Raw genomic sequence first — 25,992 nt, 5'->3', positions numbered from 1 at the left:
GAGCTTCAGCGCCCCACGGCGGTGATGTCGATCAACGGCTCGGGACGGTGCACGCCGCGAGGGCGGTAGCCCAGCTCTGCGGAGAGTCCCAGGTGGTCGGCCAGCAGCCAGGTGATCGCCGACCACATCTCGGTGCCCTGCAGCCCTGCGACGCCGTCGGGGCCGTCGCTGAGCGGGGCGAACGCGAAGCCCTGCCCGTCGCGCCACTGCTTCAGTGCGCGCGCGAGCTGTGCACGAGCCCAGGCCTCACCCTCGGCGCGCCGGTGACCGGTCTGCTTCGCGGCGAGCCAGAGCGGATGGATGACGTCGAGGATGTTGCAGGCCGTGTACCCGTCCGGCGTCTCGAGCATCGGATCCGCGGCGTGCGCCAGCACCGTGTCGATCGTCGCTTCGGGGTGCGGCAGCGGCACGCCGAACTGCGCGTACGCGCCGCGGGTCAGCCGGTAGAAGCCGTTCACGGCCTGCAGCCGCAGCGCGCCGGAATCGACCCGCCCCCACATTCCCGTCCCGGGATCCGCGTGCGCGGTGAGCCAGCCCAGCATCCCGAAGTACGGACCGAAGCCGCCGTCGGCGAGGCGATCGCCGTGGTCGGCGACGGTGAGCGCACAGGCGGTCGCGAGGTGGTCGACGGCCGCACCGTCGCCCCACGCGCCGTCGCTCCAGCCGCGCTGTCCGAGTGCGGCGGCCGCGGCGTCGCCGCTCAGGGACTGCACGGCGGCGATCGGATGCGGGATCGCGCCGCCGAGCAGGCGGATCGCGTAGCCCACGCTCAGCACGTGATAACCGGGGTCGGTGCCGCTGTCGGCCGGGTCGAACAGGCCCGTCTCCGGATCCTGCAGCGCCGTCAGTCGGCCGAGAAGTTCGCCGGCCTCGAACCCGGGCGGTGGACCGCCGAGGAACAGGTCTGCGATCTCGACCGCGTCGCACCAGGGGCGCACGGCCGTGGCATCCGTCTCCGCTGACGCCGAGGGACGGTCGACGAAGCCGCCGTCCTCGAGGCACCGGGTGAGCACGGCGGGCGCCTGCGCGCGGGCCGTGTCGCCGAAGGCGCGCAGCGCCGTACGCAGGTCGTCATCGCTCTCGCCGGGAGCGGCTCCGCGCCGGTCGCGGATGATCCGCGCCGGATTGCCCGCGGCCACCGCCCAGTCCGGCACGTCCTTCGTCACCACCGCTCCGGCGCCGATGACGACGTGGTCGCCGATCGCGACGCCGTCGAGGATCGTCACGCCCGAGCCGATCCAGACGTCGTCGCCGATCGTGATCCCCTTGGCCCAGGTGCCCTGCGTGAACACCGGGGAATCCGTCTCCATGCGGTGGTTGAAGCCCAGGATCGAGGTGTGGGCGCCGATCCGCACGCCGTCGCCCATCGCGACCTCGCCCCGCACCACGGCGAACGGGTTCACCGTGCAGTCCGCGCCGATCCTCAGGTCGCCGGTGAGGTACGCGAGCGCGGCGACGTAGCTGCGGTCGCCGATGACCAGGCTGTCGCAGAAGACGGCGGCGTTCGAGGCGATCATGACACCCTCGCCGAAGGTCGCGCCGTGCGTCGCCAGCTCGCGCTGACGCGCGCGCTGCGCCTCGCCCTCATCGGATGCCGGATCGTACTCCCAGGGCAGGAAGTCCAGCCGCTGCGGGGTCTCGGCCATCACATGAGTCCTCGCGGCTCAGGCGACGAGGGCGGCGATGCGGGTGGCGAAGCGCTCGATCGTGAGGCCGGCGGCATCCTCCTCGGGACGATTGAGGTGGCCGTGGCGGGTGCCGATCTCGGTGTGCACCTGGACGTCGCGGCCGGCATCCTTCAATGTCGCGGCGAACTGCTCGCCCGACGGTCGCAGCCCGTCGACCTCGCTGTTGACGATGATGGTCGGCGGGAAGTCCGCGAGCTCGGATGCCGTGGCGAGGCCGGGAACCGCCGGCAGCGGCGCGTTCTCGACGGGGCCACCGAGGTAGTTCTCATACATGTTGAGGATCACGTCCGGCGGGAATCCGCCGCGATCCGCGTCGGCGTCGAGCACCGCGAGGGTCTCCGCGGACGGCTCGCCCTGGATCGCGTGCAGCGTCGGGTAGGCGAGCACCGCGAGCGCGACGCCCTCGTCGGTGCCGGCGAGGCGCAGCGCAGCGCCGGTCGCGAGATTCGCGCCCGCGCTCGCGCCGCCGACGGCGATCGCGTCGGGGCGGATGCCGAGATCGCCGGCGTGCGCGCGCATCCAGCGGATGGCGCTGACCATGTCGTCGGAGCCGGCCGGGTAGATGTGGCCGGGCTCTTCCTTCACGCCGGGGTGGAAGTCCTCCGGCTTCGGCGCGAGCCGGTAGTCCACCGAGACGACCGTCGTGCCCCGGGCGGCGAGCTGCTGGGCGACCCAGTCGCCCTCGGGCATGTCGATGTCACCGAACAGGAAACCCCCGCCGTGCGCCCAGACGAGTCCGGTGCCGTTCGGATCCGTGGCCGGATAGACGCGCACGAGCCCGTCGGCGGCGAGGTAGGGCGCGGTGGATTCCGCAGTGAGGTCGCTCATGCACCCCATCCTGCCTGAACTCCGCCGACGCGATCGGCCGCGATGCGCTGCTGATAGCCGGATGCCGCATACGCGGCCATCGGGTCGGCGGGCAGCCCGCGCGACTCGCGCCACTGGGCCAGGGCCGGACGGACGTCGGTGTAGAACGCGTCCATGAACACGGCGTTCGCGGCCAGCACGTCATTCGCGGTCTGCGCGGCGGCAAGGGCATCGCGATCCACGAGCAGGGCCCGAGCGGTCATCTCCTGCACGTTCAGCACCGAGCGGATCTGACCGGGGATCTTGTCCTCGATGTTGTGGCACTGGTCGAGCATGAAGGCGACGTCGGGGTTGTTCAGTCCGCCGCCGCGGACCACCTCGAACAGGATGCGGAACAGCTGGAACGGGTCGGCCGCGCCGACGATCAGGTCGTCGTCGGCGTAGAAGCGCGAGTTGAAGTCGAACGAGCCCAGTTTGCCCAGGCGCAGCAGCTGCATGACGATGAACTCGATGTTGGTGCCGGGGGCGTGGTGGCCGGTGTCCAGGCACACCATGGCCTTGTCGCCGAGGGCGCTTACCTGCGCGTAGCTCGTCCCCCAGTCGGGAACGTCGGTGTGGTAGAACGCCGGCTCGAAGAACTTGTACTCCAGCACCAGGCGCTGATCGTCGCCGAGGCGCGCGTAGATCTGCTGCAGCGAGTCCTGCAGGCGGTCCTGGCGGGCGCGCATGTCGTTCTGGCCGGGGTAGTTCGACCCCTCGGCGAGCCAGATCTTCAGATCACGCGATCCGCTGGCGTGCATCACGTCGATGCAGGCGAAGTGGTGGTCGATCGCCTTCTGCCGGATCTCGTCGTCCTCGTGCGTCAGCGCGCCGAACTTGTAGTCCTCGTCCTGGAAGGTGTTCGAGTTGATGGTGCCCAGTGCGACGCCGTGGTCCTCGGCGTGCTTCCGCAGGTCGTCGAAGTCGCACATGTCCCACGGGATGTGCAGGGCGACCGTCGGCGCCAGTGCGGTGTATGCGTGCACCTGCGCGGCATCCGCGATCTTCTCGAACGGGTCGCGCGGCGTGCCGGGCGTGCCGAACACGCGGAAGCGGGTGCCGGAGTTGCCGAAGGCCCACGAGGGGAGCTCGATCGCCTGGCGTTCCAGCGCGGTGCGGATGTCGGGGGACAGCTCTGTCATCATCACTCGATCCATGAATCGTTTCATAAAAGCTGATTCGAGGATAGGATGCCCCTGATGATCTCGTCAAGCTCCGGGGGTGCGCAGTGGTCAGCGTGAAGGACGTCGCGGCCGCGGCGCAGGTGTCGGTCGGCACCGTGTCGAACGTGCTCAACCGGCCCGACCGCGTCGCACCGGGCACCGTCGAGCGGGTGCGCCGCGCCATCGACGAGCTCGGCTTCGTGCGCAACGACGCCGCCCGCCAGCTGCGCGCCGGCCGCAGCCGCAGCCTCGGGCTCATCGTGCACGACCTGGCCAACCCGTTCTTCGCCGCGATCGCCCGCAGCGCCGAGGCGCGCGCCGCGCAGGAGGGGCTCTCCCTGCTCGTGGCCGGCAGCGACGGCGACGCCGAGCGCGAGGCGCGCTACCTGTCGCTGTTCGCCGAGCAGCGCGCCTCCGGAGTGCTCGTGGCACCGATCGGCGGCGAGGAGGCGATCATCGAGCACCTCGAGCACAGCGGCATCCCCGCCGTGCTCGTCGACCGCGACGCCGAGACCGCAGCGCTGTCGTCGGTGTCCGTCGACGACGTCGAGGGCGGCAGGCTCGCCGTGGCGCACCTGATCGCCCAGGGGCGAGGCCGCATCGCCTTCGCCGGCGGCCCGGATGCGGTGCATCAGGTGCGCGATCGTCATCTCGGCGCGCAGGCCGCGGTCGCGGCATCCGGTGCCACGCTCGAGCGCCTGCCCAGCCCGACCCTGACCGTCGAGGACGGCCGCCGGATCGGTGAGGACCTGCTCGCGCGCCCTGCCGCCGAGCGGCCGGACGGCGTGTTCGCTGCGAACGACCTGGTCGCCCTCGGACTGATCCAGTCGCTCGTGATGTCGGGCAGTGTGCGGATGCCGCAGGACATGGCGCTGGTCGGCTACGACGACATCGACTTCGCGCCGGCCGCCGTCGTGCCGCTCACCTCGGTGCGTCAGCCGGCCGTCGACATCGGCGCCAGTGCGGTGGAGCTGCTGCTCGGCGGCGAGCCGCGCCACGTGCGATTCGTGCCCGAGCTCGTGCTGCGCGCGTCGGCGTGAGTGCTGTCGTCTCTGTCGCGTCGGTTCGCCGACTGAACCGGCTGCCGACGAGTGCACCACCTATTGACGTCCACAGGTGGTGCACTCGTCGCGAGGTGGTTCACTCAGCGGGATCTGGTGCACCCGCGGCGAGCTGATCGGCGACGTTGAAGACCTCCGTGAGCCGCACGGCGGCCTGGTCCGGGCGGCCCTCCAGGCCGACGAAGAAGCGCGCCATCTCGGCCTCCCACCGCGAGGCGACCTCGGATGCCGCGAGGTACGCCTGCGCGGCATCGTCGTCGTCGGTCTCGTAGTAGCCGACCAGGCGACCGCCGTCGGCCAGGAACAGCGAGTAGTTCCGCCGTCCGGATGCCGCGATCTCGGCGAGCATCTCCGGCCAGACCGGGGAGTGCCGCTCCAGGTACTCGTCGAGCAGTTCGGGGCGGACCTGCAGTTCGAAGCAGACGCGGGTCATGGGGCTCCTTCTTCCGGGGTGTCTCTCATCATGCATCCGGATCGCAGTTCGTCCCGCTCTCGCGACCGGAGAGCGGGACGAACTGCGACCTGAGCGGGGTCAGCGCACGGTCACCGTGACCGGCTTGGACTTCGTGGCGCCGGCGGCGTTCACCAGCTCCGCGACGTACACGTACGAACCGGGCGCGCGACCGGTGACCTGGGTCACCGCGTGCTGGGCGTTCGGCGAGGCGGCGACGAGCTGCTGCTCGTCGATCAGCTCGCCGTTCTCGTACAGCCGGTACGTCTGGCCGTTCGTGCCCCACCACAGGTCGGTCGATACCGCGTAGGATCCGTCCCTGTCCTTGTTGTCGTGGCTCACGACGGGCACCGCAGGCGCGGCATCCTTCACGACCACCGTGACCGACGACGTCTGCGTGACGCCGGCGGCATTGATGAGCTCACCGGTGTACTCGTACGTGCCGTTGGCCAGCCCCGACACCTGCACGGTCGCGGTCTGCGCGTTCGGCGAGTCCGGAGTCAGCGGCTTCGAGGAGATCAGCTCGCCGTTCTGGTAGAGCCGGAACAACGATCCGTTGGTGCCCCACCACAGGTTCATCGTGACGTCGTACACGCCGTCGGAGAGGCCGTTCGCCCATCCGCTGGTGGTCGACAGCACCGCCCGGCCCGGAGCCGTCTTCGAGCCGTCGTCGACGATCACGGTCACCTCGGCACTCGCCCTCGTGACCAGCCCCGCGTGGTTGACCGCGTTGACCGTGACCGTGTGCACCCCGGCGAGCCCGTCGAGGTCGATCGCGGCATCCGGCGACACCGGGGTGCCATCGAAGGTCACGTCGAGGTTGCGCACACCGGACTCCGGGTCGGCCGCCGTGATGCCGAGTTGCAGCGTCGCGGAGTCGGCCAGCACCGAGCCGTCCTCTGGCAGGCCGGACACGACCGGAGCGGACTCGTCCGCCGAGCCGGTGGGGGAGCCGGTGACCGCGATGTGCGGGGCGGCCGGCATCTCCATGCCCTCTCCGAGGAAGAAGCTCGTCTGGGTGGGCTGGTTGTAGCCGGTGTTCTGCCATGCGACCGACAGCCGGTAGACCGGGTCGTGCATCAGCGTGCGGATGCGCAGATCGGTCTCATCGGTCGTGGAGTAGATGCGCAGCTCGGAGGAGTCCTCCGAACGCCACGCGATCTCCTCGCGCCAGTCGCCGAACAGATCGGCCTGCAGGTTCGGGTTGCCCTTCGTGTCGTTGTTCGACAGGGCCCCGTCGGCCTTCAGGATCACGTCGGACTGCTCGGTCTCCCAGTTCCACTTCGACACCGTCGGCACGCCCGTGCGGGTCGTCTCGTCGAAGTCGTGGTCGACGATCTCGCGGAGCGGATCGCCGTCGAACCAGGCGAGGAAGTTCGCCGCCGGGATCTTCTCGGAGATCAGCTCGCCGGTCGACGACTTCAGCTGGCCGACGGGGGAGTTCCACGCGGCGTCGCCGCCGATGGCCCACCCCTCGGCCCCCTCGTACCGCGGATCGATGTCGCCGGATGCGGCACGGCCGGTGTCCTTCGTCGCGGGGATCGACCACAGCACCTCGCCCGTGCGGGCGTCGCGCATCGTGGCCCCGCGGTTGCCGGAGGCGTGCATCTCCTCGTGGGCGGCGAACACCTCGAGGCCCGGTCGTGACGGCACGAGATCGGAAACGTGCAGCGCGTCGCCATGGCCGAGTCCGGTCGAGTACAGCAGCTCGCCGTCGTCGTCCACCGTGGCCGAGCCGTACACGATCTCGTCCTTGCCGTCGCCGTCCACGTCGGCCACCGACAGGTTGTGGTTGCCCATCCCGTAGAAGCCCTCGTTGCCCGCGTCGTTCGAGTCGAGCACCCAGCGCTGCATCAGCTTCGTGCCGTCGAAGTCGTACGCGGCCATCACCGCGCGGGTGTAGTACCCGCGGCTGAAGATCGCGCTCGGGTGCTCTCCGTCGAGATACGCAGTGGCGGCGAGGAACCGGTCGACCCGATTGCCGTAGGTGTCACCCCAGGCGCCGACATCGCCCCGCGGGGGCACGTAGTCGATCGTGTCGATCGCCTTGCCGGTGAGCCCGTCGAACACCGAGAGGTACTCGGGGCCGGTGAGCACGTAACCGGAGCTGTTGCGGTGGTCGGCGCTGGCGTTGCCGATCGGCTGCCCGGTGCCGTCGATGGTGCCGTCTCCGGTCTTCATCATGACCTCGGCGCGGCCGTCGCCGTCGTAGTCGAACACCTGGAACTGCGTGTAGTGCGCGCCGGCGCGGATGTTCACGCCGAGGTCGATCCGCCACAGCCGGGTGCCGTCGAGACGGTAGGCGTCGAGGTACACGTTGCCGGTGTAGCCCGCCTGCGAGTTGTCCTTCGAGCGGGACGGATCCCACTTCACGATCAGCTCGTACTGGCCGTCCCCGTCGACGTCTCCGACGCTGGTGTCGTTGGCGCGGTAGGTGTACGGCTGGCCGTCCTTCGTGTAGGCGTCGGCCGGCTTGTCCAGAGGCACGGACAGGTAGTCCCCGTCCTGCGGCGTGAACTCCTTCGTCTCGGTGGTCTCCTTGCCGTCCAGCACCTTGGTGATGAAGTACACGGATGCCGCATCGCCGGTCTTGTCGAGGTAGTTCGTCGAGTCCGTGATGGGCTTGTCGGTCAGTCGCTTGCCGTCGCGGTAGACGTGGAACGCCGCCGCATCCGGGTCGGTGCCCAGCATCCTCCATGAGATCAGGTTGCCGTCATCCGTCTTCACCGCCAGCGGTGCGCGGTCGAGGTACTCGGCCTGCCGCTGCAGCACGGTCGCGGCATCCGTCTTCAGCTGCGCGGATGCCGCGCCGGCGCCGCCGGCGTTCACTGCGACGACCGTGTAGAAGTACGGGATGGTGGTCAGCACGTCGGTGTCCGTGTAGTGGTTGCCGGTGGCGATGCCGACCAGGTCGCCCTGCTCGCCCTTCACCTCGGAGCGGAACACCAGGTCGTACAGCGCCGTGGACGGCTGAGCCCAGGAGATCTCGATCTCGCGCTTCTCCAGCCGCTCGACCGCGAGAGCGGTCGGGGCCGCAGGCACGGCGACATCCGGGTCGACGAACGAGACCTCGACCGCCTTCGACGGCACCGACTCCAGGCCGGTCTGGTCGACGGCCGTCACGGAGTAGGTGTAGTCGAGGCCGACGCGGGCGCCGGTGTCGGCGAACGACGGCTCGGTCGCGGTGCCGACGAGCACCGGCTTCGCGTCGAACGCGGACTTCCGATACACGTTCCAGCTGACGCCGGACTCGGTGTCCCAACCGAGCTGGACCTTCGGAGCTGTGGGGTCGGCGTCGATATCGGTCGCCTTCAGCCCGGTGGGTCCGAGCAGGATCGGTGTCACCTCGAGACCGTTGAGCCGGGTGCCGGCCGCGGGGCCGTAGACGCGCACGTTCAGCTGCCCGTCGGTGACCAGCACCGGACCGCGCACCGACTCGTTGACGGAGCCCTTGCCGGCGTTGCCGCTGCCGAAGGCACGGCCCTCCAGATCGAAACTCGTCTTCGTCGAGCCGATCCAGTCGCCCGAGTAGGTCTTCACCGAGTACGTGCCGTTCGGCACGTCGAGCAGGAACTCGCTCGAGTCACCCGGCAGCACGAAGTCGCGCTGCAGGTCGTCGGCCGCGTCGCCGCGGTCGCGTCCGGCGTTCGCCGGCAGCGGGGTGGCGAAGCCGAACCCGGTCTCCTTCGTGTACCCGTCATCCGGGTTCACCTCGGTGTACCCGGCCATCAGCGGGTTGCCGGCGAGCTGGAAGTCGAACTTCCACTTCGCCTGCTTGGTGGTGAAGGTCACGGCATCCGACGGGGCGGAGTCGCCGCGGCCGTTGGTCGCGATCACCCGGTACCGGTAGGCGGTGCCCTCCGCCAGGCCCTGCACGATCGCGGAGTTCTGGGTGGTCGTGGTGACCAGGCTCCAGGTCTGCTCCGGGTCGGCGACGGCCTGCCGCTGGATCTTGTAGATGTCGGCAGTGGCGGATGCCTGCCACTGCAGCACGGCCCCGGCGTTCGAGATCGATCCGGCGACCAGCTGCTGCGGTGCGTCCGGAACGGCGGCCGGCGGCTCGATGTCCGTCACCTTCGTGGCGAGCGGGTCGGCGAGGTCGACGACGTCCTGCGCGATCAGGCGGGCCATCTGGATGGCGCCGTACTCCTGGAAGTGCGTGTCGTCCTGCGTGCCGGAGGGGCGGTTCGGGAAGATGCCCGGGTCGACCCAGAGGAACACGGCCTTGGCCGCCTCCGGACCGATCTCATCGAGGTAGGCGCGGCTGGAGGCCGAAAGATCGACCAGGAGCACGTTCTCCTCGACGGCGAGCTCCTTCATCTTCTCGACGTACTCGGGGAAGCTCACGTTCGCGAGCCCGGTCTCGGCGTTGAAGCTGCGCCGCGAGACCGGGGTGACCAGCACCGGGGTGGCGCCGCGCTGGCGCGCGCCGTTCACGTAGGTGCGCAGGTACTCCTTGTAGTCCGCCGGGCTGGCGTACCGGTCGTCCACACCCTGGGTGGCGTCGTTGTGCCCGAACTGGGTGAACAGGTAGTCGCCGGGGCGGATGCCGCGCAGGATGTCGTCGAGCCGGCCCTGAGTGATGAAGTTCTTCGAGGAGCGGCCGCCGATCGCCTGGTTGCTGAAGGCGATGTCGTCGGCGAAGAACCGGTCGATCATCTGGCCCCAGCCCGCCTGCGGGGCGTAGGCGGCGGCGTCGTAGGTCTGCACGGTCGAGTCGCCGGCGATGTAGACCGTCGGGATGGCGCCGGCGAGTCGCTTCGGCTGGCGGATGACGGTGAGCGCGTCGAGGGCGGCGGCGTCGCCGGTGACGGCCAGCGTGAGGCGTCCGTCGACGAGGGCGATCGGGAACGCCATCTCGAGGTGCTCGCCGGCGGGCTTGTCGGTGGCCTGCACCTTGGCGATGCCCTCCGCCGTGATGGCGATGTTCGTGGCGGCGGAGTCGTCGCCCGCGATCAGCTGCACGGTGTAGTCGCCGGCGCCCAGCTGCACCTCGAAGGTGCCGCCCTGCGCGGCGACGAAGTCGGACCGCAGCGGGTCGTCGCCACCCCGGTCGACATCGGCGGGGGACGCGGTGGGCGCGGTGCTGAAGCCGTAGCCCCAGGCATCGTCGAACGCGGTGCTCGAGAGCACCGGGAGGGCGCCGTCGGCCACGGCGCCCGGGCCGAAGTCGAAGGTCACGGAGTCGCCGGCCGGCAGCGGTGCGGGGGCCGTGTAGACCGCGGAGGTGACGGTTTCGGAGGCGGGGGAGGTGCCGGCGGCGTTGCGTGCCAGCACGCGGTACGACCACTGCAGGGACGTGTCTGCGGCATCCGTGTATGCCGGGGTGGTGACCGTCGCGATGTCGGCGAAGGCGCCGTCGGCGCCCGCGCGCTGCACGACGTACTCGTCGGCGTTCGGCGTGAGCGACCAGGTCAGTGCGACCCCGGAGTCGGTGACGCGGGCGACGGCGAGGTCGGCGGGGGCGGCGGGGATCTCGAGCTTCGGGATGACGCCGCTGAGCACCTGCTCGGCGCGAGGGGAGACGCGGTCGTAGGCGCTGACCGCCTCGACCGTGTACGCGTACGAGCCGCCCGCGGCGACGTCCTTGTCGGAGTACGTCGTGCCGTCGGTCTCGGCGATCTGCGTGAAGTCGCCGGCTGCGCCGTCGGTCACCGGCGCGCGCAGCACGCGGTAGGTCGCGGCGGCGTCGGATGCCGTCCAGCCGAGGTCCACGGTGTTCCAGGCGACGCGGGTGACGGCGAGACCGGCGGGAGCGGCCGGTGTCACCGGCGCGACGACCAGGCCGTTCACGTAGGCGCCGAGCCCGCTGCCGGTGAAGCCCACGTTCAGCTGGCCGTCGGTGACGACGACGCGGAAGGTCTGCGTGGTGGTGGCCGCCTTGTCTGTGGTCATGCGCGGCTGCGCGGTGCCCTCGAGTGACATCGTGGCGTTCGTGCCGGAGGTGCCGGCGAGTGCATCGCCGATCGACACGGTCACGTCGTACTCGCCGGTGGCGACGTCATCGATCGTGAAGGCCCAGTCGGTGCCGGCGACGAAATCCTCGGCGACGGGGTCGGCGGGCGTGCGGTTGCCGGTGCGGTCGCGGTCGAACAGCGTGACGCCGTCGGGGGCGGTGATGCCCCAGCCGATCTCGGCGGTGTACAGCGAGGTCGTGAGCACCTGCTGGTAGCCCTCGGCGACGGGGCTGGTCTTCGTCCCGAAGTCGAAGCGCCACTCCTCCGGTGCCGCGGCGGCGGCGGGGAAGGCCGTCAGCGCGGTGCCTATCACGGCGGTGGTGGCGACCAGGGCGAAGGCGCGGATGCCGCGCCGCCGCCGTTCTGGTCTGGGGGTTCGGTCGGGGTGCATGGACAGGTCCACGGTTCCTCCTCGGACAGCACTGGCAAGGGAGTCGGCCCGCTCCGCATCGCTGCGGGGCGGGCTCGGAACCGGGGCGCGTACGGACTCGGCCGCGGTGTGCGCGGACTGGAAAACGTATTCCTGTCCGCGTCGTGACCGATCCTGGCACGGTGCGGGAGCGACGCGCAAGAAGAAGTTGTTACGTTTCAATCTCGGCGGCTTGGTGCTAGGGTCTGGATCGGTAATCGTTTACCCGCCGCGGGCGCGGCGCCCCCAGACCCCCGCCGCCGGGACGAATACGGACCGTTCCGGCGGCGGGTCCATGGCGCGCCGGTCAGGTGCGGCGAGGCGCGCGGCGCGGCGGTCAGCCGCGGTGCCGGTCAGCCGTGGTGCCGGTCAGCCGCGGGTCGGTTGCGTCCAGGTCGCAGTTTCCGTCGCTTTCCCGTGCTGAGAGCGACGCGTATTGCGACCTGGACTGCTGGGGCGCGGGTGGTCCGCTCTCAGCTCGCTGTCTCCCTCTGCTGCGGTCGCACTGGTTGCGGGTGCGCGGCACAGCAGACCCGCAACCAGTGAGACCGGAAGCGACGAGTATTGCGATCAGGTCGTGCCCGGCGTGGCCCGTGCCGCGCCTCAGCCCACGGGCATCCATTCGCCTCGCGTGCGCAGCGTCACAGCCGTGACCGCGCAGAGCGCGGCGTCGGATGCCTGCAGTGCAGCGCGAGCGGACGGCGGCAGCCAGACCGTGCTGCGTGCGGACAGCGGCAGCACGTGCAGCGCGACGCGGCTGTCCGGAATGGCTCCGACGTCGCGGAGCGACACCGACCAGCGGGTGCCGTCCCAGTAACGGTCGTCGACAGTTCTGCCGTCCACGCGCAGCTGACCGACGTCGCCGGCCCAGTCGATGTCGAGCACCGCATCACCAGACCAGTCGCCGAGGTCGAGAGTGAAGACGGCGGCGAGGTCGTCGAAGACCTCGGGGGCGGGTGCGCGATGCCGCGCGCCTCCGAAACCGTAGTCGGCCGGTGGCGCACCGCCGTCCCGCATCCGCCGGATCTCGACGTGCCGGGGCGGGTCGGATGCCGGCACCGGCAACTCCTGCCAGCCGGCATCCGGGTCGAAGCGTCGCAGTCGCGATGCGTCGCGGACGCGCACATCGCGGCCGTCCCAGGTCAGCTGCCCGTCGCAGTCCCAGAGGGTGTCGCCCAGCAGCCAGGCATCCGTCGCGTCTGCCAGCAGCAGCACGGTCGCGGAGCCGATCCGGTGGATGCCGGGCTCGATCACCCGCGGGGGCTCGTCATCGATCGCGATCTCGGCGGGGATGCCGGGATCGGCGATCAGCACGAGGACGTCGCCCGGCAGCAGGGCATACGCCGACGCCGTCGCCCAGCGCAGTCTGGTCCACCCGAGCCGCAGCCCGATCGGCCATCGTGCGAGCGTGCCCGGCGGGATGTCGACGGGCCGCGACGGCAGCACGATCGTCCCACCGCCCTCCCCCTGGGGGATGTCCCTGTTTGCCGTATCCGGCGTGCTGATGCGACCAATTGCGACATTCCCCGGGAGCGGGGACGCGAGCTTCACCTGCAGCTGCACGTCGCGCACGGGGGAGACCTGCTCATGCGGGCGGTGGTGCGAGATCACCACGAACCCGGACTCGCCGTCGGAGCGCAGCGCCCAGCGCAGCGTCTCGAGGTCGTCGGCGTCGCGGGGACGGTCATCGGGCAGCGACGACGACATGCCGCCCAGCTGCGCCCCGAACGACGCCAGGAACGCGTGCTGCGCACGTAGCTCCGCGGCGGACGGATGCAGGTCGCCGGACTCTCCGATCGGGGCGTGGAAGTCGTAGCCCCACTCGGGCAGATCGTTCGGATACCCGGTGTCCTGGGTCTCCTGCATCCGCAGCACCGGGTTCCGGCCGCCGGCGAACATGTAGTAGCCCTGCCAGGCCGAGCCGTTGCCGATCTTCACATGCGCGAGTGCGGCGACGTCGCGCGCGGACAGCACGGGACGGCGGTGATAGGCCGCGGCCATGCCGGAGCCGAGCTCGCAGGTCGCGGGCGGGAAGCCGTGCAGCTCGGCGGTGCCGGAGGATGCCGCGAACCCCTGTGACGCGCGCACATCGGCGCCGACGCCGGGGTCGTCCCACTCGTGCGAGGGCAGGAAGTGCGCGCGGAACGACGGGTCCCAGTCGTCTCCCGGGTCGGCCCAGAAGCCGTCGGCGTAGCCGCCGAACAGCGGCACCACCTCGCCCGCCGGCAGCTGTGCGCCGCCCCAGGCGGTCGCGGTCCACAGGGGTGCCGACATCCCGGCCTCGCGCGCGAGCCTCTTGAGGGTGACGAGGTGCTCCGGCCGGTCGTAGAGCTCGTTCTCGAGCTGGATCGCCACGATCGGGCCACCGGGGCGTGCCCGTCCGTCCAGCGCCGCGGCGAGCTGCCCGAACCACTCGCGCACCAGTTCCAGATAGGCCGGGTCGTCGCTGCGGTGCTGCACGGGCTGTTGCTGCACCCAGTCCGGGAAGCCACCGTTGCGCGACTCACCGTGCGCCCACGGGCCGATGCGCAGCACGAGCTCGAGTCCGGCATCCGCGACCTCGTCGACGAACGCGCCCACGTCGAGCGCGCCGTCGAAGCGCGCCTCGCCGCGGGCGGTGGAGTGGTGATTCCAGAACACGTACGTCGAGGCGAGCGTGACGCCCGCAGCGCGCAGCTGTCCCAGCCGCTCGGCCCAGCGCTCGCGTGGCATCCGGCTGAAATGCAGCTCGCCAGAGACCGGCACGAACGGCACGCCGTCGCGCAGCACGGCGCGGTCGGTGAGCGCGAGTCCGCGGGCGGCATCGCCGGGCGCCGGCAGCGCACTCGGCACGGCCGGGCCGGCGAAGGGACGATGCGTCACGGTCAGGATGCCGGTGGGGCAGCTGCTCTCGATGGTCATTCCGCCCGCTCCGTCTTCACTGCGCCGCCCTCAGGTCGCACTTCGTTCCGCTTCCGGGCGCTCGGCGCGGGACGTACTGCGACCCGAGTAGGGAGCGCACGCTCGAAGCGGGCCGAACTGCGACGTGAGCGGATCGTGCCCGCCGCCGAGCAGCCGCTCGTCGCGCACCGCGCTCGCCGCATCCGTCCGCCGAGCGAACCGGATGCCGCCGACCGAACTCCCTGCCGACGTCGCTCGAGGCGCGCCGCGCCACTCACAGCGCCGCCACGATCGCGTTGTCGAGCTGGTCGGCGTCGATGCCGGGTCGCTGCGCCTGCGCGGTCAGCAGCACCCAGCACACGCCAGCGGTCGGATGCACCCAGAACTCCGTGCCCGACCAGCCGCCGTGCCCGTACACGTCGCGGTCGATCAGCCCCGGCGCACGCGTGCGCAGGTTGAACGTGAAGCCCCAGTCCTGGCCGCGCTCGGCGAGGTAGGGCTCCAGCCGCGGGATGTCGCCGGTGAGCGGACGTCGCATCATCGCCAGCGTCGACGGCGACAGGATGCCGGGCTCGCCCCGCCCGATGCGCAGCAGATCGCTTCCCACGGCCAGCAGGTCGGCGGCGGTGCCGGCGAGACCGGCGCCGGGCGCCCGCGTGGCGAGGAACCGGTCGAGGTCGACGCCCGCGGCCGCCGCGTCCCGGATCGGCACGTACTGCTCCGGATCGAGCGTCAGCCCGCCGGCGCCGACCTCTCCCGCCCACTCGCGCACGCCGGCATCCCAGCTGTGACCTGTCGCATGCTCGATCAGCGCGGCGACGCCCTCGAACGCCAGAGTGGAGTAGCGCGACGCGGCACCGGCGACGAAGTCGCGGCCTCGGGTGAGCAGCTCGGTGCGCAGCGGCACGGCCGTGTCGAGGTCGGGCTCGGAGATGCCGGAGGTGTGCGAAACCAGGTGCCACAGCCGCACGACGTCGTCGCGGTTGGCGCCGAACTCCGGCAGGGCGTCGGTCAGCGGCGTGTTCGGCGTCAGCAGCCCCCGCTCGATCGCCCGTGCGGCGGTGATGCCGGTGAGCACCTTCGTGATGGAGAACAGCAGGAACGAGTCATCCACGCTCACGTCGCCGACTGCGTCGAGCGCGACGACACCGTCCGCCGTGGCCACGCCCAGCACAGCGTGCGGCAGCCGGTCGGCGTCCACGTGCCTGCGCACCCAGTCGAACGCGGCGTCGAATTCGGAGGCCATGGTCACTCCACCTCGTGACCGAGATCCGGTCGCGCGACGAACCGCACGGTCGGGTCGGTCATGGTCTCCAGCTCGACGACGATCACCTCGTTCGTCCCTGCCCTGGTCGCCGGTCCCGGCACGAACAGGGTGCGCTGCGGCCCCCGGCGCCAGTAGCGGCCCAGGAAGAACCCGTTAACCCAGGCGTATCCCTTGCCCCAGCCCGCGGTGTCGAGGAACAGGTCCGCCGGGGCGTCGAGATCGAAGGATGCCCGAAGGCCCGCGGGCCCGGCGACGCGGGCGCCGGCCGGCTCGGCCGCGGCATCCGACACCGCCTGCGTGAGCGCAGGAACGTCGAACGTCCGCACCCGCCAGGGGCCGGGCAGAGGCTCGCCGTCCAGCATCGGGGCGCCGATCAGGCCCTTCGCCTCACCGAGCTTGTGGTCGTAGTTCACCCGGCCGGTCTCCTCGACCAGCATCCGCAGTTCGGCGCCGGCGGGGATCGCGAGCGACAGATCGCCGATCGTGCGCTGCAGGATGCCGGCGGCGCGGTCGTCGACCGCGACCCAGGCGTAGTCGCGCACTTCGGCGTCGAGCACGCCGGCCGTGCCAGGCAGCGCGGCCGAATACTCAGCGAGCACCAGGTCGGAGCCGAGCTCGTCGAAGGTCGGCGGCGTGTCGAAGAGGCCGCGATCGGTCGCGACGGCCTCCAGTGGGTCGCCCGTCGTGAGCAGCGGAACCGTCAGCTCCGGGGCCTCCGCCGGCTCCGGCAGCGGCTCGTCGGGCACCGGCGCATGCTTCGCGATCACGTCGCGGAACGCGCGGAACTTCTCGGTCACGTCACCTGACTCGGTGATCGGGGCGTCGTAGTCGTAGCTCGTCACCATCGGCAGGTAGCGGCCGGAGTCGTTCGCCCCGTTCGTCAGACCGAAGTTCGTGCCGCCGTGCACCATGTAGATGTTCACGGATGCCCCGGCCTCCAGCAGCCGGTCGAGGTCGGCGGCGCTGTCGGCGAAGGTCGTGGTGTGGTGCTTCTCGCCCCAGTGGTCGAACCAGCCGCACCAGAACTCCATGCACATCAGCGGGCCCGTCGGCTGGTGCTCGCGCAGGGTGGCGAGGCGTTCGTCGACACGCGATCCGAACGATCCGGTCTTGTGCAGCTCGGGGTGCGCGCCGTTCTCGAGCATGTGCGGGATCGGCTGGTCGACCTGTGTGAGCGGCACGGTGATGCCCTTCTCGCGCGTGACGCGGATGAGCTCGGACAGGTACTCCTTGTCGCTGCCGTAGGCGCCGTACTCGTTCTCGATCTGCACCAGGATGACGCTGCCACCGCGGTCGATCTGCCGCGGCGCGACGATCGCGTTGACCCTCTCGAGGTACGGGATGACCTCGGCGAGGTAGCGCGGATCGCTGCTGCGCAGTCGCATGCCCGCGCTGGTCAGCCAGGTGGGAAGGCCGCCGTTGTGCCACTCCGCGCAGATGTACGGACCGGGACGCACGATGGCGTGCATGCCCTCCTCGGCGATGAGATCGAGGAAGCGGCCGAGGTCGACGTCGCCGTCCTCGCGCCACTGGCCCTTCACCGGTTCGTGGGCGTTCCAGGCGACGTACGTCTCGATCGCGTTCAGCCCCATCAGGCGGGCTTTGCGGATGCGGTCGCGCCACTGCTCGGGGTGGATCCGCGGGTAGTGCATCGCGCCGGAGATGATGCGGTGCGGCTGCCCGTCGAGCAGGAAATCGGTCTCGCCGATGGCGAAGCGGGAGGTCATGGCGTCAGCCTACCGGGAAGCGCTTTCCCGAGTCGACCCTCTCGCGGGTGGCGGACCGATCTGCAGATGGCGGCAGAGATGGCGGCGTGTTCGCCGCCATCCGTCGGATCGTCCGCCAGGTGCAAGGGCACGCGCAACCTTACGGTGCGGGTGCGGGTGCCGATACAGCTGCGCCGGCGCCGCGGGGCGGCGCGTCGCCGTCGCGACGCTCGATCGCGCGCAGCGAGCGGGCGACGAACGCCGCCACGCGTCGTGCGCCCTCGAACCGGAAGTGCGTGTCATCGGCGAGACCGTCGGGCCAGGCCTCCGTCTCGCCGGGCGCGTAGTGCGACAGCAGCAGAGCGGATGCCGCATCCCCGAGGTCCTCGTACAGCCAGGTCGTGAACACCGTGAGGTCGATCAGCGGCGCGTCCAGCTCATGCGCGAGGTCGCGGACCGCGTTCGGATAGTCGCCGTGACTCGGTACGACGTGGTCGCCGTCGAACCAGCGCCGCTCGACCGAGGTGCACAGCACCGCCGTCGCCCCGCGTTCCCGGGTTTCGGTGACGAAGCCGCGCAGCCGGTCGATGTACCCGCCGCGCGAGGCGAGGAGCTCCGGATGCTTCTGATCGTTGTGCCCGAACTGGATCACGACGGTGTCGCCGGGAACGACCTCGTCGATCAGGCGCCCCCACGAACCGGACTCGATGAATGTCTCGGTGGTGGCCCCGCCGAAGGCGAGGTTGCGCACCGGCGCGTCGACGAACGCGTCGAGGGCGTGCCCCCACCCCGACATAGGCTCCTCGCTCGGCTTCATCGGAGCGACGGTCGAGTCGCCGGCGAGGTGGTACGTCATCGGGATGCCGCCGGCACGATGAGCACGCCGTTGCGGCGGTGCGGCAGCCGGGCGAGCGACTCGTCGCGCAGCTCCGGAGGCAGCAGCCGCGCCGGGGCGTCCTGGAACACGACCGGCCGAAGGAACCGGCGGATGGCGGTTGCTCCCACAGAGGTGTGCAGCGAGGTGGTCGCCGGCCACGGGCCGCCGTGCTGCTGCGACCAGGTGACGGCGACGCCGGTCGGCCATCCCGAGAACAGCACGCGCCCGGCGCGCGACTGCAGCAGCTCGAGCGTCTCGCCCACCTCGTCGGATGCCTCAGCGTGCAACGTCGCGGTGAGGCTGCCCGGCACCGCGCGCAGCGCTGCGTGCAGCTCGGCCTCGTCGGCATATCGCACCAGCAGCGTGGCGGGGCCGAAGACCTCCTCGAGCAGCACCTGCGGGCGGGCGGCGACAGCCGCGGCATCCGTCGACAGCACGACCGGCCGAGCGCCGTCGGCTGTCTCCGCGCCATAGCCGACGACGGCGACGGACGGGTCGGAGGTCAGCGCGCCGACCCCCGCCGGGAAGGCATCGGTGATCCGCTCGGTGAGCAGCGGGCCGCCGGAGGTATCGGCCGCGGCTGCCGCGAGGGATGCCTCGAATCCGGCATCCGCCGGCACGAAGACCACGCCGGGCTTGGTGCAGAACTGCCCGCTGCCGAGGGTGAACGAGGCGGCGAGGCCGGCCGCCAGCTCCGCGCCGCGCGCGGCGACGGCGGCAGGGGTCAGCACGACCGGGTTGATCGAGCCGAGCTCCCCGTAGAACGGGATGGGGTCCGGTCGCCCGACCGCCAGGTCGAACAGGGCGCGGCCGCCGGTCAGCGATCCGGTGAAGCCAGCGGCCTGCACGACCGGATGCTGCACGAGCGCGTTCCCGGCATCGCGGCCCTCCACCAGAGCGAGCGAGCCGGCCGGAGCGCCCGCCGCGCGCAGCGACTCGGCGGCGATCGCGGCCGTGCGGCGGGACAGCTCCGGGTGCCCGGAGTGCGCCTTCACGATCACCGGGTTGCCCGCCGCGAGTGCCGAGGCCGTGTCGCCGCCGCACACCGAGAACGCGAACGGGAAGTTCGAGGCCGAGAACACCGCGACGGGGCCTACGCCGGTGAGCAGCCGGCGCAGCTCGGGGCGCGCTGCCGCAGCATCCGCGTCGTCGACGGTCAGCTCGAGGTACGAGCCCTCTTCGACGACCGTCGCGAACAGGCGGAGCTGCCCGGTGGTACGGGCGACCTCGCCGCGCAGCCGCGTCTCGCCGAGCCGGGTCTCGCGGTCGGCGATCGGCACGAGCTCGTCGGCCGCGGCGTCGAGGCCGTCCGCGATCGCCCGCAGCCAGGCCGCGCGCGTGTCGGCCGCGGAGGTGCGCCAGACCGGAGCAGCGGCGGATGCTGCCGCGACGAGTGCTTCGAGTTCTTCGGGAGTCGTGGTCATGAGGAGGGGAGTCCTTTCAATGTGCGGAGGAGGCCGGGTCCTGAGCGAGCGCAGCGAGACGAAGGGACGAAGGGTCTGAGGTGGGCGTCCTTCGTCTCGTCGCTGCGCTCCTCGCTCAGGAGCCGGGGGAGGAGAGCCGCGCGTCGGGGGTGGGCGCCGGGCTCGCACGGAACCGCATTCCGAGTCCGGCGTGCGGCATCTCGGTCAGCCGCCCGTCCGCGATGCGCACGGGCGAGGGGGCGTTCAAGGCGCCGAGAGTTCCGAACCCGGCATCCTCCACGTCCTCGACCAGTACGTCGGTCTCGAGCGTCATGGCGAGCTGCCCAGACAGTTCGGGCAGCAGGTGGGGGTGCAGCGCCGCGCCGTGCGCTGTGGCGAGTGAGGCGATCTCGAGGAACGGGGTGATGCCGCCCACTCGCACGATGTTCGGCTGCACGATCTGCGCCGCTCCTGCGCGCAGGAAGTCGGCGAACCTGTACACGGTGTGAAGGTTCTCTCCGACCGCGATCGGCACCCCGCTGGATGCCTGGAGCCGGCGCGCGAGCTCGGCGTGCCCCGCGAGATCGTCGGCCCGCAGCGGCTCTTCGATCCAGGCGGGATCGGCGGCGGCGAGCACCTCCATCGACGCCGTCGCGCGCTCCAGCGACCAGCGCTGGTTGGCGTCGATCATCAGCTCGCGGCCCGCGCCGAGCACGGAGCGCACGGCCATCAGCCGGTCGAGGTCCTCGGCGACATCCGGCTTGCCGACCTTCACCTTCACGGCGTCGAAGCCGGCATCCACCCAGCGCCGCACCTGCGCGACGAGCTCGTCCTGCGTGTAGTGCAGGTTCACTCCGCTGCCGTAGGAGCGCACCGAGGAGCGCCGGGTGCCGAGCAGGCCGGACACCGCCAGGCCCTCGGCGCGTGCCGCAGCATCCCACAGAGCCAGGTCGAGACCGGCCAGCGCGATCGTCGTGATCCCGCCACCGCCCGCCTCGTGCAGGTGCTCCCACGCCGGCTGCCAGATCTCGGCGGGCACGGCGCTGCGCCCGACCGCGAAATCGGTGATGTCGTGCTCGAGCAGAGCGAGCACTGCCTCGGCGCCGATCTGCGGCGTCCAGGAGAACCCCCAGCCCTCGGCGCCGTCATCGCGTACGACGTGCGTGGCGATCACGCCGACCGAGGTCACGTCCGCCGCCCAGGGCCGCGTCAGCGGCACCCGGATCAGCCGGGCCTCGAAGCGCCCGATCCGGTGACCTTCTCCCGGCTCCGGTCTCAACGGTTGCGGGTGTGCGGGGGCCGAACCCGCATCCGTTGGGACCGGAGCTGTGGGGGAGGCCCTCTCCCCACTTTGTTCCGGTCTCGATCGTTGCGGGTGTGCGGGGGCCGAACCCGCAACGGTTGGGACCGGAGCTGCCAGGGTCACCGGATCACCCGCAACCGCCCCGACCGGAGCAGTGGGGGTGCCGGGAGAACCCGCATCGGTTGAGACCGGAGCCTCGGGGGTCACAAGAGCGCCCGCCCCGCAGCGAGGATGTCCGCCAGCCGAGCCTCCTGCACCGGGGTCGGATCGACCAGTGGCGCCCGCACGCCGCCCACCGGCATCCCGCCGAGGCGCAGCCCGGCCTTGATCAGCGAGACGCCGAAACCGGGGGTCTCGTCGCGCAGCGCGACGAGCGGAGTGTAGAAGCCGTCGAGCAGCTGCAGGCGGCGGTCCTCGTCGCCGGCGGTGTAGGCGTCGTAGTACGCCTTCGCGACCTCGGGGATCATCGCGAACGCCGCCGACGAGTAAAGCGGGATGCCGAGGCCGCGGTATGCGGCCTGGGTCAGCTCCGCGGTGAGCAGGCCGTTGAAGAACGCGAAGTCGTCGCGGCCTTCTGCGCGCACCGCGCGCACGATGCGCTGCGCGGCGTCGATGTCGCCGGTGCCGTCCTTGAACCCGACCACCTTCGGGTTACGCGCGAGGCGTCGCATCGACTTGGCCGTGAACTGGGCGTTGGCGCGGTGATACACGATCACCGGTAGATCGGATGCGGCGGCGATCCGCTCCACGTACGCGATCAGCCCGGACTGAGGGGCGCCGACCAGGTACGGAGGCAGCACGAGCAGGCCGTCGGCTCCGGCATCCGCCGCGCTGCGCGCGACCTCGACGGCGTGGCCGAGGGGACCGCCGGCGCCGGCGATGACGGGCACCCGGCCGGCCACCGCATCGACCGCGGTGCGCACGACGAGGCCGGACTCGGCGGCGGATAGGGCATGGAACTCGCCGGTGCCGCAGGCAGGGAACACGCCGCCCGCACCGTGCTCGACACCGGACGACACGTGCGCGTCGAGCAGCTCGGGGTCGATCCGGTCGTCCCGGTCGAACGGGGTGACGGGGAAGAACAGGATGCCGGAGAAGTTCATTGTCAGATTCCTTCGATCAGTGTTCCGGTCGCAGAATCCGTCGTCATGGACGCGCGGAAGCGACGATTTCTGCGACCGGAGCGGGCAGCTCGGTGCGCCAGGAGCGGGACGGGGACCAGCCGAGCAGGCGGCGGGCCTTCGCGTTCGAGAACGCGGGAGCGGTGCCGGTGAGCACGGCGGCGGCCCGCTCGGTGCCCGGAAAGTACTGCGGCACGAGGTCCGCCAGGGGTTCTCGGGCGAGCGCGTCGTCGGCTCCGACGAAGAAGGTCTCGGCGTTCGGGACGTCGCCCACTGCCATTGCGTCGAGCAGCCGGTCGCAGAAGTCCGCCACATCCCGCGCGTCGACGTAGTTGAACACCGCCGGCGCGGAGAGCGACGGATCATCCAGGCGTTCCCGCACGGTGTGCCCCTGCTGGGTCGGCGCGCCCGCCCACTCCTCGGGAGCGATCACGTAGCAGGGACGGAACGACGCGAACCGGACCGCGTCGCCGGTCTGACGCGCGTACATCTGGACGGCCTGCTCGATGACCAGCTTCGACAGCGCGTACGCGTTCCACGGCCGCGGAGGCGTGTCCTCGTCGAGCGGGAAGCGTACCGGCGCCCAGCCGGAGGGGGCGCCGTAGCCGAGCACGGTCGGGCTGGAGGCCGCGACGATGCGCCCGATGCCGGCATCCACCGCCCCGCCCAGCACGGATGCCGCAAGGCCCGCGTTGGTCCGAAGGATGACGTCCTCGGGCGCACTGAACGGCACCGCGATCGCGGCGAGGTGGATCAGCGCGTCGGCGCGCGCGTCTCGCAGGGCGGATGCCGCGGCATCCGCATCGGACAGGTCGATGTCGACCGCGTCGACGCCGTCCCGTGCGAAACCCGCGGGATGCGCGCGGTCGAGCGAGACGATCTCGTTGCCGGCGTCCGCCAGACCAGAGACCAGGCTGCGACCGAGGCGGCCTGCTCCGCCGGTGACGACGATACGGGTCATGCCCGCGCCCCCGCCAGCATCCGGATGCCGAGGTCGGCGACGAGCACCGGCATCCCGGTCTCGAGCGAACGGTTGCCGGCGATGCCGACGGCGATCGACTGCACGCCGTCGGTCCAGTCGGCAGGCCGCGCCAGCGGGTCGTCGCCGGGACCGACGAACACATCGGACAGCAGCAGTGCGTCCCCGCCGCCGTGGCCCCCGACGGAGTTCACGATCGGCACCTCGAAGGCCTCCTGCCAGTGCCGCTGCACGAGCAGGCGCTCGCTGTGCGGACGCAGCGAAGTGCTGTCGCCGGCTTCGAGAGCGCTCGGGTCGACGACCGGATGCAGGCCGTCGTCGACGAGCACGGCGCCGCGCTCGACGACTTCGAGCTCTGCCCGGCCGAGGGTGCCGTTCACGGCGACGCGGTAGCCCTCCCACGGGGAGTGCGCGTTCAGCGAGTACGACATCGTGGCGCCGGACGCGTAGTCCACGATCAGAGCGAGGTTGTCCTCGATGGTGATGCCCTCACTGAACACGTCGAGATCGCGCACGTAGCCGTCGTGCTGCTCGGCGTCGAGGTACAGCGTCTTCAGCCGCTCGTCGTCTCGGAGGTCGAGCTCGAACGCGTCGTGCGCCCCCTCGTGCGTGCCGCGAATCGGACGAGCTCCGAGCCCGCGGGCGGCGGCGTTCTCCGCGCCGTAGAACCGCAGGCCGCCCGAGGCGTAGACCCGTCGCGGCGCGGAGTGGATCCACCAGTTGACCAGGTCGAAGTGATGGCTGGCCTTGTGCACCAGCAGGCCTCCGGAGTTGGCCTTGTCGCGGTGCCACCGGCGGAAGTAGTCGGCGCCGTGGTTGGTGTCGAGCATCCACGAGAAGTCGACCGAGGTGACCTCGCCGATCGTGCCGTCCTGGATCACCTGGCGCAGTGCGCTGTTGCGCGGCGAGTAGCGGTAGTTGAACGTGAGCACGACGCTGCGGCCGGTGCGCTCGACGGCGTCCTCGATCGCGGCGGCGCTGGGAGCGTCGATCGTGAGCGGCTTCTCGACGACGACGTCGGCGCCGGCGTCGAGAGCCCGGACGATGAGGCCGGCGTGGGTGCTGTCCTTCGAGCTGATGATGACGCGGTCGACGCGCTCGTCCCGGATCATCCGCTCCAGGTCGTCCGGCGTCCACAGCGACGGGCGCGGTGCACCGGATGCGGCCACGTTGTCGGCGTGGAAGGCGGCACGTGCGGGGTTCGGCTCGCAGATCGCGACGAGCTCGGCACGGTCGGCGTAGGTGCCGGTGATCGCGCCGACATACATCTGCGCGCGGTGTCCGGCGCCGATCAGCGCGTAGCGGGTGCGGGTCATGACTGCTCCGTCCATGATGCTGAGGAAACGTTTTCTGAGCGTAGCACGAACCGGGAGCCGGCGTGCGGGGGGCGAGTATCGACCCCGTAGAATCGGCCGTGAGGAAAACGTTGTAGAACTGCCGCGAACTTCCCCTTGCGAAACGTTTCAATTTTGGGCTATTCTCACTGGGAAGCGCTTTCCTCGCACCAGGGGACGCGCACCGGCAAACACAGACATCGTCGTCAGGTATCCCGATCTGACGAAGAAGTCACAGAGAGGACAAGGATGTTCAGCAAGAAGCGTTTGACGGCCACTGTGGCCGTCGCCGCCGGCGCGGCACTCGTGCTGGCCGGATGCTCGGGCGGCGGTGCCAGCGATGCCAAGCCCACCTACAACCCCGACGAGAAGGTCACGCTGACCTTCGCCTTCTGGGGCAACGACGTCCGTGCCGACCTGTACAACCAGGCGTTCGAGGCGTTCAACGAGGAGTACCCGAACATCAAGGTCAACTCGACCTTCCTGGACTTCCCGAGCTTCTGGGAGAAGCGTCAGACCGAGGCGGCCGGCGGCAACCTGCCGGACGTCATGCAGTTCGACTACTCCTACTTGCGGCAGTACTCCGAGAACGGTCTGCTGCTCGACCTCGACCCGTACATCGGCAACATCATCGAGAAGGACCCGCTCCCGGAGAACATCCTCAAGATCGGCGTCGTCGACGACACCACCTACGCGATCCCGACCTCGACCAACGCCTGGGGCATGTTCACGAACCCCAAGCTGCTCGAGACCGCGGGCGTCGAGGACTTCGCCGGCGGCAGCTGGGACGACTACACCGACTGGATGAAGAGCGTCACCGATGCCAGCGGCGGCGCGTTCTGGGGCGGCACGGACTACACCGGCCGCATCCAGAACTTCGAGGTGCAGCAGCGCGCCAAGGGCGAGGACCTGTTCACCGAAGACGGCAAGGCCAACTTCACTGAGGACGACCTGAAGGCGTTCTGGGAACAAGGGCAGCCGATCCGCGACGGCATCGGCATCCCCGCGAAGAAGGTGGAGGAGCTCAAGCCGCTCAGCGGGTTCGACAGCGCCAACACGGCCAGCGAGCTGACCTGGGACAACTTCGGCGCCGGCTATCTGGCCAACCTGGGCGAGGGCTACACCGAGCTCAACCTGATCGAGCCCCCGGTCACAGAAGAAGGGGCGAAGGACCTGTACCTGAAGCCCTCGATGCTGCACACGATCTCGGCCAAGACCAAGCACCCCGAGGCCGCGGCCACGCTGGTCAACTTCCTGATCAACTCGCCCGAGTCGGGCAAGATCTTCGGCACCAACCGCGGTCTGCCGGCGTCGGAGACGGCGCTCGCCGCGGCCGACCTCGACCCGGTCGCGCAGCAGATCAAGGACTACGAGGCCTCGATCAAGGACCGCCTCGGCGACGCCCCGCCGGTGCCGATCAACGGTTACGGCACCCTCGAGCAGAAGTTCCTCGAGATCGGTCAGGAGCTGGGCTTCGGCACCATCAGCGTCGATGACGCGGTGAAGCAGTTCTTCTCCGAGATGGACGTCGTCCTCAATCAGTGAGA

At 70.7% G+C, this 25,992-nt stretch carries 15 protein-coding genes and 2 pseudogenes; 2 read left to right on the top strand and 15 right to left on the bottom strand.

The window, feature by feature from the left end:
- Positions 1-5: 5 nt before the first annotated feature.
- The 3 genes from GON06_RS18995 to rhaI are packed head-to-tail and all read right to left on the bottom strand — an operon-like array spanning position 6 to position 3,676.
- Positions 6-1,646: an acyltransferase gene (locus GON06_RS18995; protein WP_157312536.1), complete on the bottom strand. Its 1,641-nt coding sequence runs from the start codon at positions 1,644-1,646 to the stop codon at positions 6-8.
- Between the two features lie 18 nt (positions 1,647-1,664).
- Complete coding sequence (locus GON06_RS12140; protein WP_157312535.1) at positions 1,665-2,516, bottom strand: alpha/beta hydrolase; 852 nt, start codon at positions 2,514-2,516, stop codon at positions 1,665-1,667.
- Entirely contained in the window at positions 2,513-3,676 is a 1,164-nt protein-coding gene (gene rhaI / locus GON06_RS12135; protein WP_157312592.1) for an L-rhamnose isomerase, read from the bottom strand. The genes GON06_RS12140 and rhaI overlap by 4 nt, the downstream gene beginning before the upstream one ends.
- Positions 3,677-3,762: 86 nt before the next feature.
- Here rhaI and GON06_RS12130 point away from each other — a divergent pair, with 86 nt between their 5' ends.
- Positions 3,763-4,737: a LacI family DNA-binding transcriptional regulator gene (locus tag GON06_RS12130; RefSeq protein WP_332837472.1), complete on the top strand. Its 975-nt coding sequence runs from the start codon at positions 3,763-3,765 to the stop codon at positions 4,735-4,737.
- A 100-nt stretch (positions 4,738-4,837) separates the two neighbouring features.
- Here GON06_RS12130 and GON06_RS12125 read toward each other — a convergent pair whose 3' ends face one another.
- The 12 genes and pseudogenes from GON06_RS12125 to GON06_RS12075 form a co-directional block, all read right to left on the bottom strand.
- Positions 4,838-5,191 carry an L-rhamnose mutarotase gene (locus GON06_RS12125; protein ID WP_157312534.1) on the bottom strand — a complete coding sequence of 118 codons (354 nt, stop codon included), beginning with the start codon at positions 5,189-5,191 and terminating at the stop codon, positions 4,838-4,840.
- Positions 5,192-6,160: 969 nt separating this feature from the next.
- A pseudogene (locus GON06_RS19170) lies at positions 6,161-8,077 on the bottom strand (rhamnogalacturonan lyase); the annotation flags it as partial.
- A gap of 555 nt (positions 8,078-8,632) precedes the next feature.
- A pseudogene (locus tag GON06_RS19165) lies at positions 8,633-11,557 on the bottom strand (fibronectin type III domain-containing protein); the annotation flags it as partial.
- Between the two features lie 621 nt (positions 11,558-12,178).
- A complete protein-coding gene (locus tag GON06_RS12115) occupies positions 12,179-14,476 on the bottom strand; it encodes a beta-galactosidase (protein ID WP_157312533.1) in 2,298 nt (765 codons plus the stop codon).
- A 253-nt stretch (positions 14,477-14,729) separates the two neighbouring features.
- Entirely contained in the window at positions 14,730-15,701 is a 972-nt protein-coding gene (locus GON06_RS12110) for a serine hydrolase domain-containing protein (RefSeq protein ID WP_157312532.1), read from the bottom strand.
- Between the two features lie 2 nt (positions 15,702-15,703).
- Positions 15,704-17,449 carry a glycoside hydrolase family 35 protein gene (locus tag GON06_RS12105; RefSeq protein WP_157312531.1) on the bottom strand — a complete coding sequence of 582 codons (1,746 nt, stop codon included), beginning with the start codon at positions 17,447-17,449 and terminating at the stop codon, positions 15,704-15,706.
- A gap of 139 nt (positions 17,450-17,588) precedes the next feature.
- Positions 17,589-18,284 carry a rhamnogalacturonan acetylesterase gene (locus tag GON06_RS12100; protein ID WP_157312530.1) on the bottom strand — a complete coding sequence of 232 codons (696 nt, stop codon included), beginning with the start codon at positions 18,282-18,284 and terminating at the stop codon, positions 17,589-17,591.
- Positions 18,281-19,729, bottom strand: a complete 1,449-nt coding sequence (locus tag GON06_RS12095; protein ID WP_157312529.1) for an aldehyde dehydrogenase (NADP(+)) — start codon at positions 19,727-19,729, stop codon at positions 18,281-18,283. Before GON06_RS12095 ends, GON06_RS12100 begins: the two co-directional genes overlap by 4 nt.
- Before the next feature lie 115 nt (positions 19,730-19,844).
- Positions 19,845-20,987, bottom strand: coding sequence for a mandelate racemase/muconate lactonizing enzyme family protein (locus GON06_RS12090; RefSeq protein WP_157312528.1), 1,143 nt, complete (start codon positions 20,985-20,987; stop codon positions 19,845-19,847).
- A 227-nt stretch (positions 20,988-21,214) separates the two neighbouring features.
- The gene (locus GON06_RS12085) at positions 21,215-22,114 is read right to left on the bottom strand and encodes a 5-dehydro-4-deoxyglucarate dehydratase (protein WP_157312527.1); all 900 of its coding nucleotides are present in this window, start codon (positions 22,112-22,114) and stop codon (positions 21,215-21,217) included.
- Positions 22,115-22,157: 43 nt separating this feature from the next.
- A complete protein-coding gene (locus tag GON06_RS12080) occupies positions 22,158-23,093 on the bottom strand; it encodes an NAD-dependent epimerase/dehydratase family protein (protein ID WP_157312526.1) in 936 nt (311 codons plus the stop codon).
- Positions 23,090-24,427, bottom strand: a complete 1,338-nt coding sequence (locus GON06_RS12075; RefSeq protein ID WP_157312525.1) for a Gfo/Idh/MocA family protein — start codon at positions 24,425-24,427, stop codon at positions 23,090-23,092. Before GON06_RS12075 ends, GON06_RS12080 begins: the two co-directional genes overlap by 4 nt.
- A 267-nt stretch (positions 24,428-24,694) precedes the next feature.
- Here GON06_RS12075 and GON06_RS12070 point away from each other — a divergent pair, with 267 nt between their 5' ends.
- Complete coding sequence (locus GON06_RS12070) at positions 24,695-25,990, top strand: ABC transporter substrate-binding protein (RefSeq protein ID WP_157312524.1); 1,296 nt, start codon at positions 24,695-24,697, stop codon at positions 25,988-25,990.
- Positions 25,991-25,992: the final 2 nt, after the last annotated feature.

It is taken from the genome of Microbacterium sp. MAH-37 (genome assembly GCF_009758255.1).
Classification (GTDB): Bacteria; Actinomycetota; Actinomycetes; order Actinomycetales; family Microbacteriaceae; genus Microbacterium.
This window is presented reverse-complemented; position numbering and strand designations above follow the sequence as displayed.

Excerpts from the sequence above, each read along its gene's own strand:
- GON06_RS18995 (WP_157312536.1), bottom strand. The coding sequence starts at position 1,646 with ATGGCCGAGACCCCGCAGCGGCTGGACTTCCTGCCCTGGGAGTACGAT.
- GON06_RS12140 (WP_157312535.1), bottom strand. The coding sequence starts at position 2,516 with ATGAGCGACCTCACTGCGGAATCCACCGCGCCCTACCTCGCCGCCGAC.
- rhaI (WP_157312592.1), bottom strand. The coding sequence starts at position 3,676 with ATGACAGAGCTGTCCCCCGACATCCGCACCGCGCTGGAACGCCAGGCG.
- GON06_RS12125 (WP_157312534.1), bottom strand. The coding sequence starts at position 5,191 with ATGACCCGCGTCTGCTTCGAACTGCAGGTCCGCCCCGAACTGCTCGAC.
- GON06_RS12115 (WP_157312533.1), bottom strand. The coding sequence starts at position 14,476 with ATGACCATCGAGAGCAGCTGCCCCACCGGCATCCTGACCGTGACGCAT.
- GON06_RS12110 (WP_157312532.1), bottom strand. The coding sequence starts at position 15,701 with ATGGCCTCCGAATTCGACGCCGCGTTCGACTGGGTGCGCAGGCACGTG.
- GON06_RS12105 (WP_157312531.1), bottom strand. The coding sequence starts at position 17,449 with ATGACCTCCCGCTTCGCCATCGGCGAGACCGATTTCCTGCTCGACGGG.
- GON06_RS12100 (WP_157312530.1), bottom strand. The coding sequence starts at position 18,284 with ATGACGTACCACCTCGCCGGCGACTCGACCGTCGCTCCGATGAAGCCG.
- GON06_RS12095 (WP_157312529.1), bottom strand. The coding sequence starts at position 19,729 with ATGACCACGACTCCCGAAGAACTCGAAGCACTCGTCGCGGCAGCATCC.
- GON06_RS12085 (WP_157312527.1), bottom strand. The coding sequence starts at position 22,114 with ATGAACTTCTCCGGCATCCTGTTCTTCCCCGTCACCCCGTTCGACCGG.
- GON06_RS12080 (WP_157312526.1), bottom strand. The coding sequence starts at position 23,093 with ATGACCCGTATCGTCGTCACCGGCGGAGCAGGCCGCCTCGGTCGCAGC.
- GON06_RS12075 (WP_157312525.1), bottom strand. The coding sequence starts at position 24,427 with ATGACCCGCACCCGCTACGCGCTGATCGGCGCCGGACACCGCGCGCAG.
- GON06_RS12070 (WP_157312524.1), top strand. The coding sequence starts at position 24,695 with ATGTTCAGCAAGAAGCGTTTGACGGCCACTGTGGCCGTCGCCGCCGGC.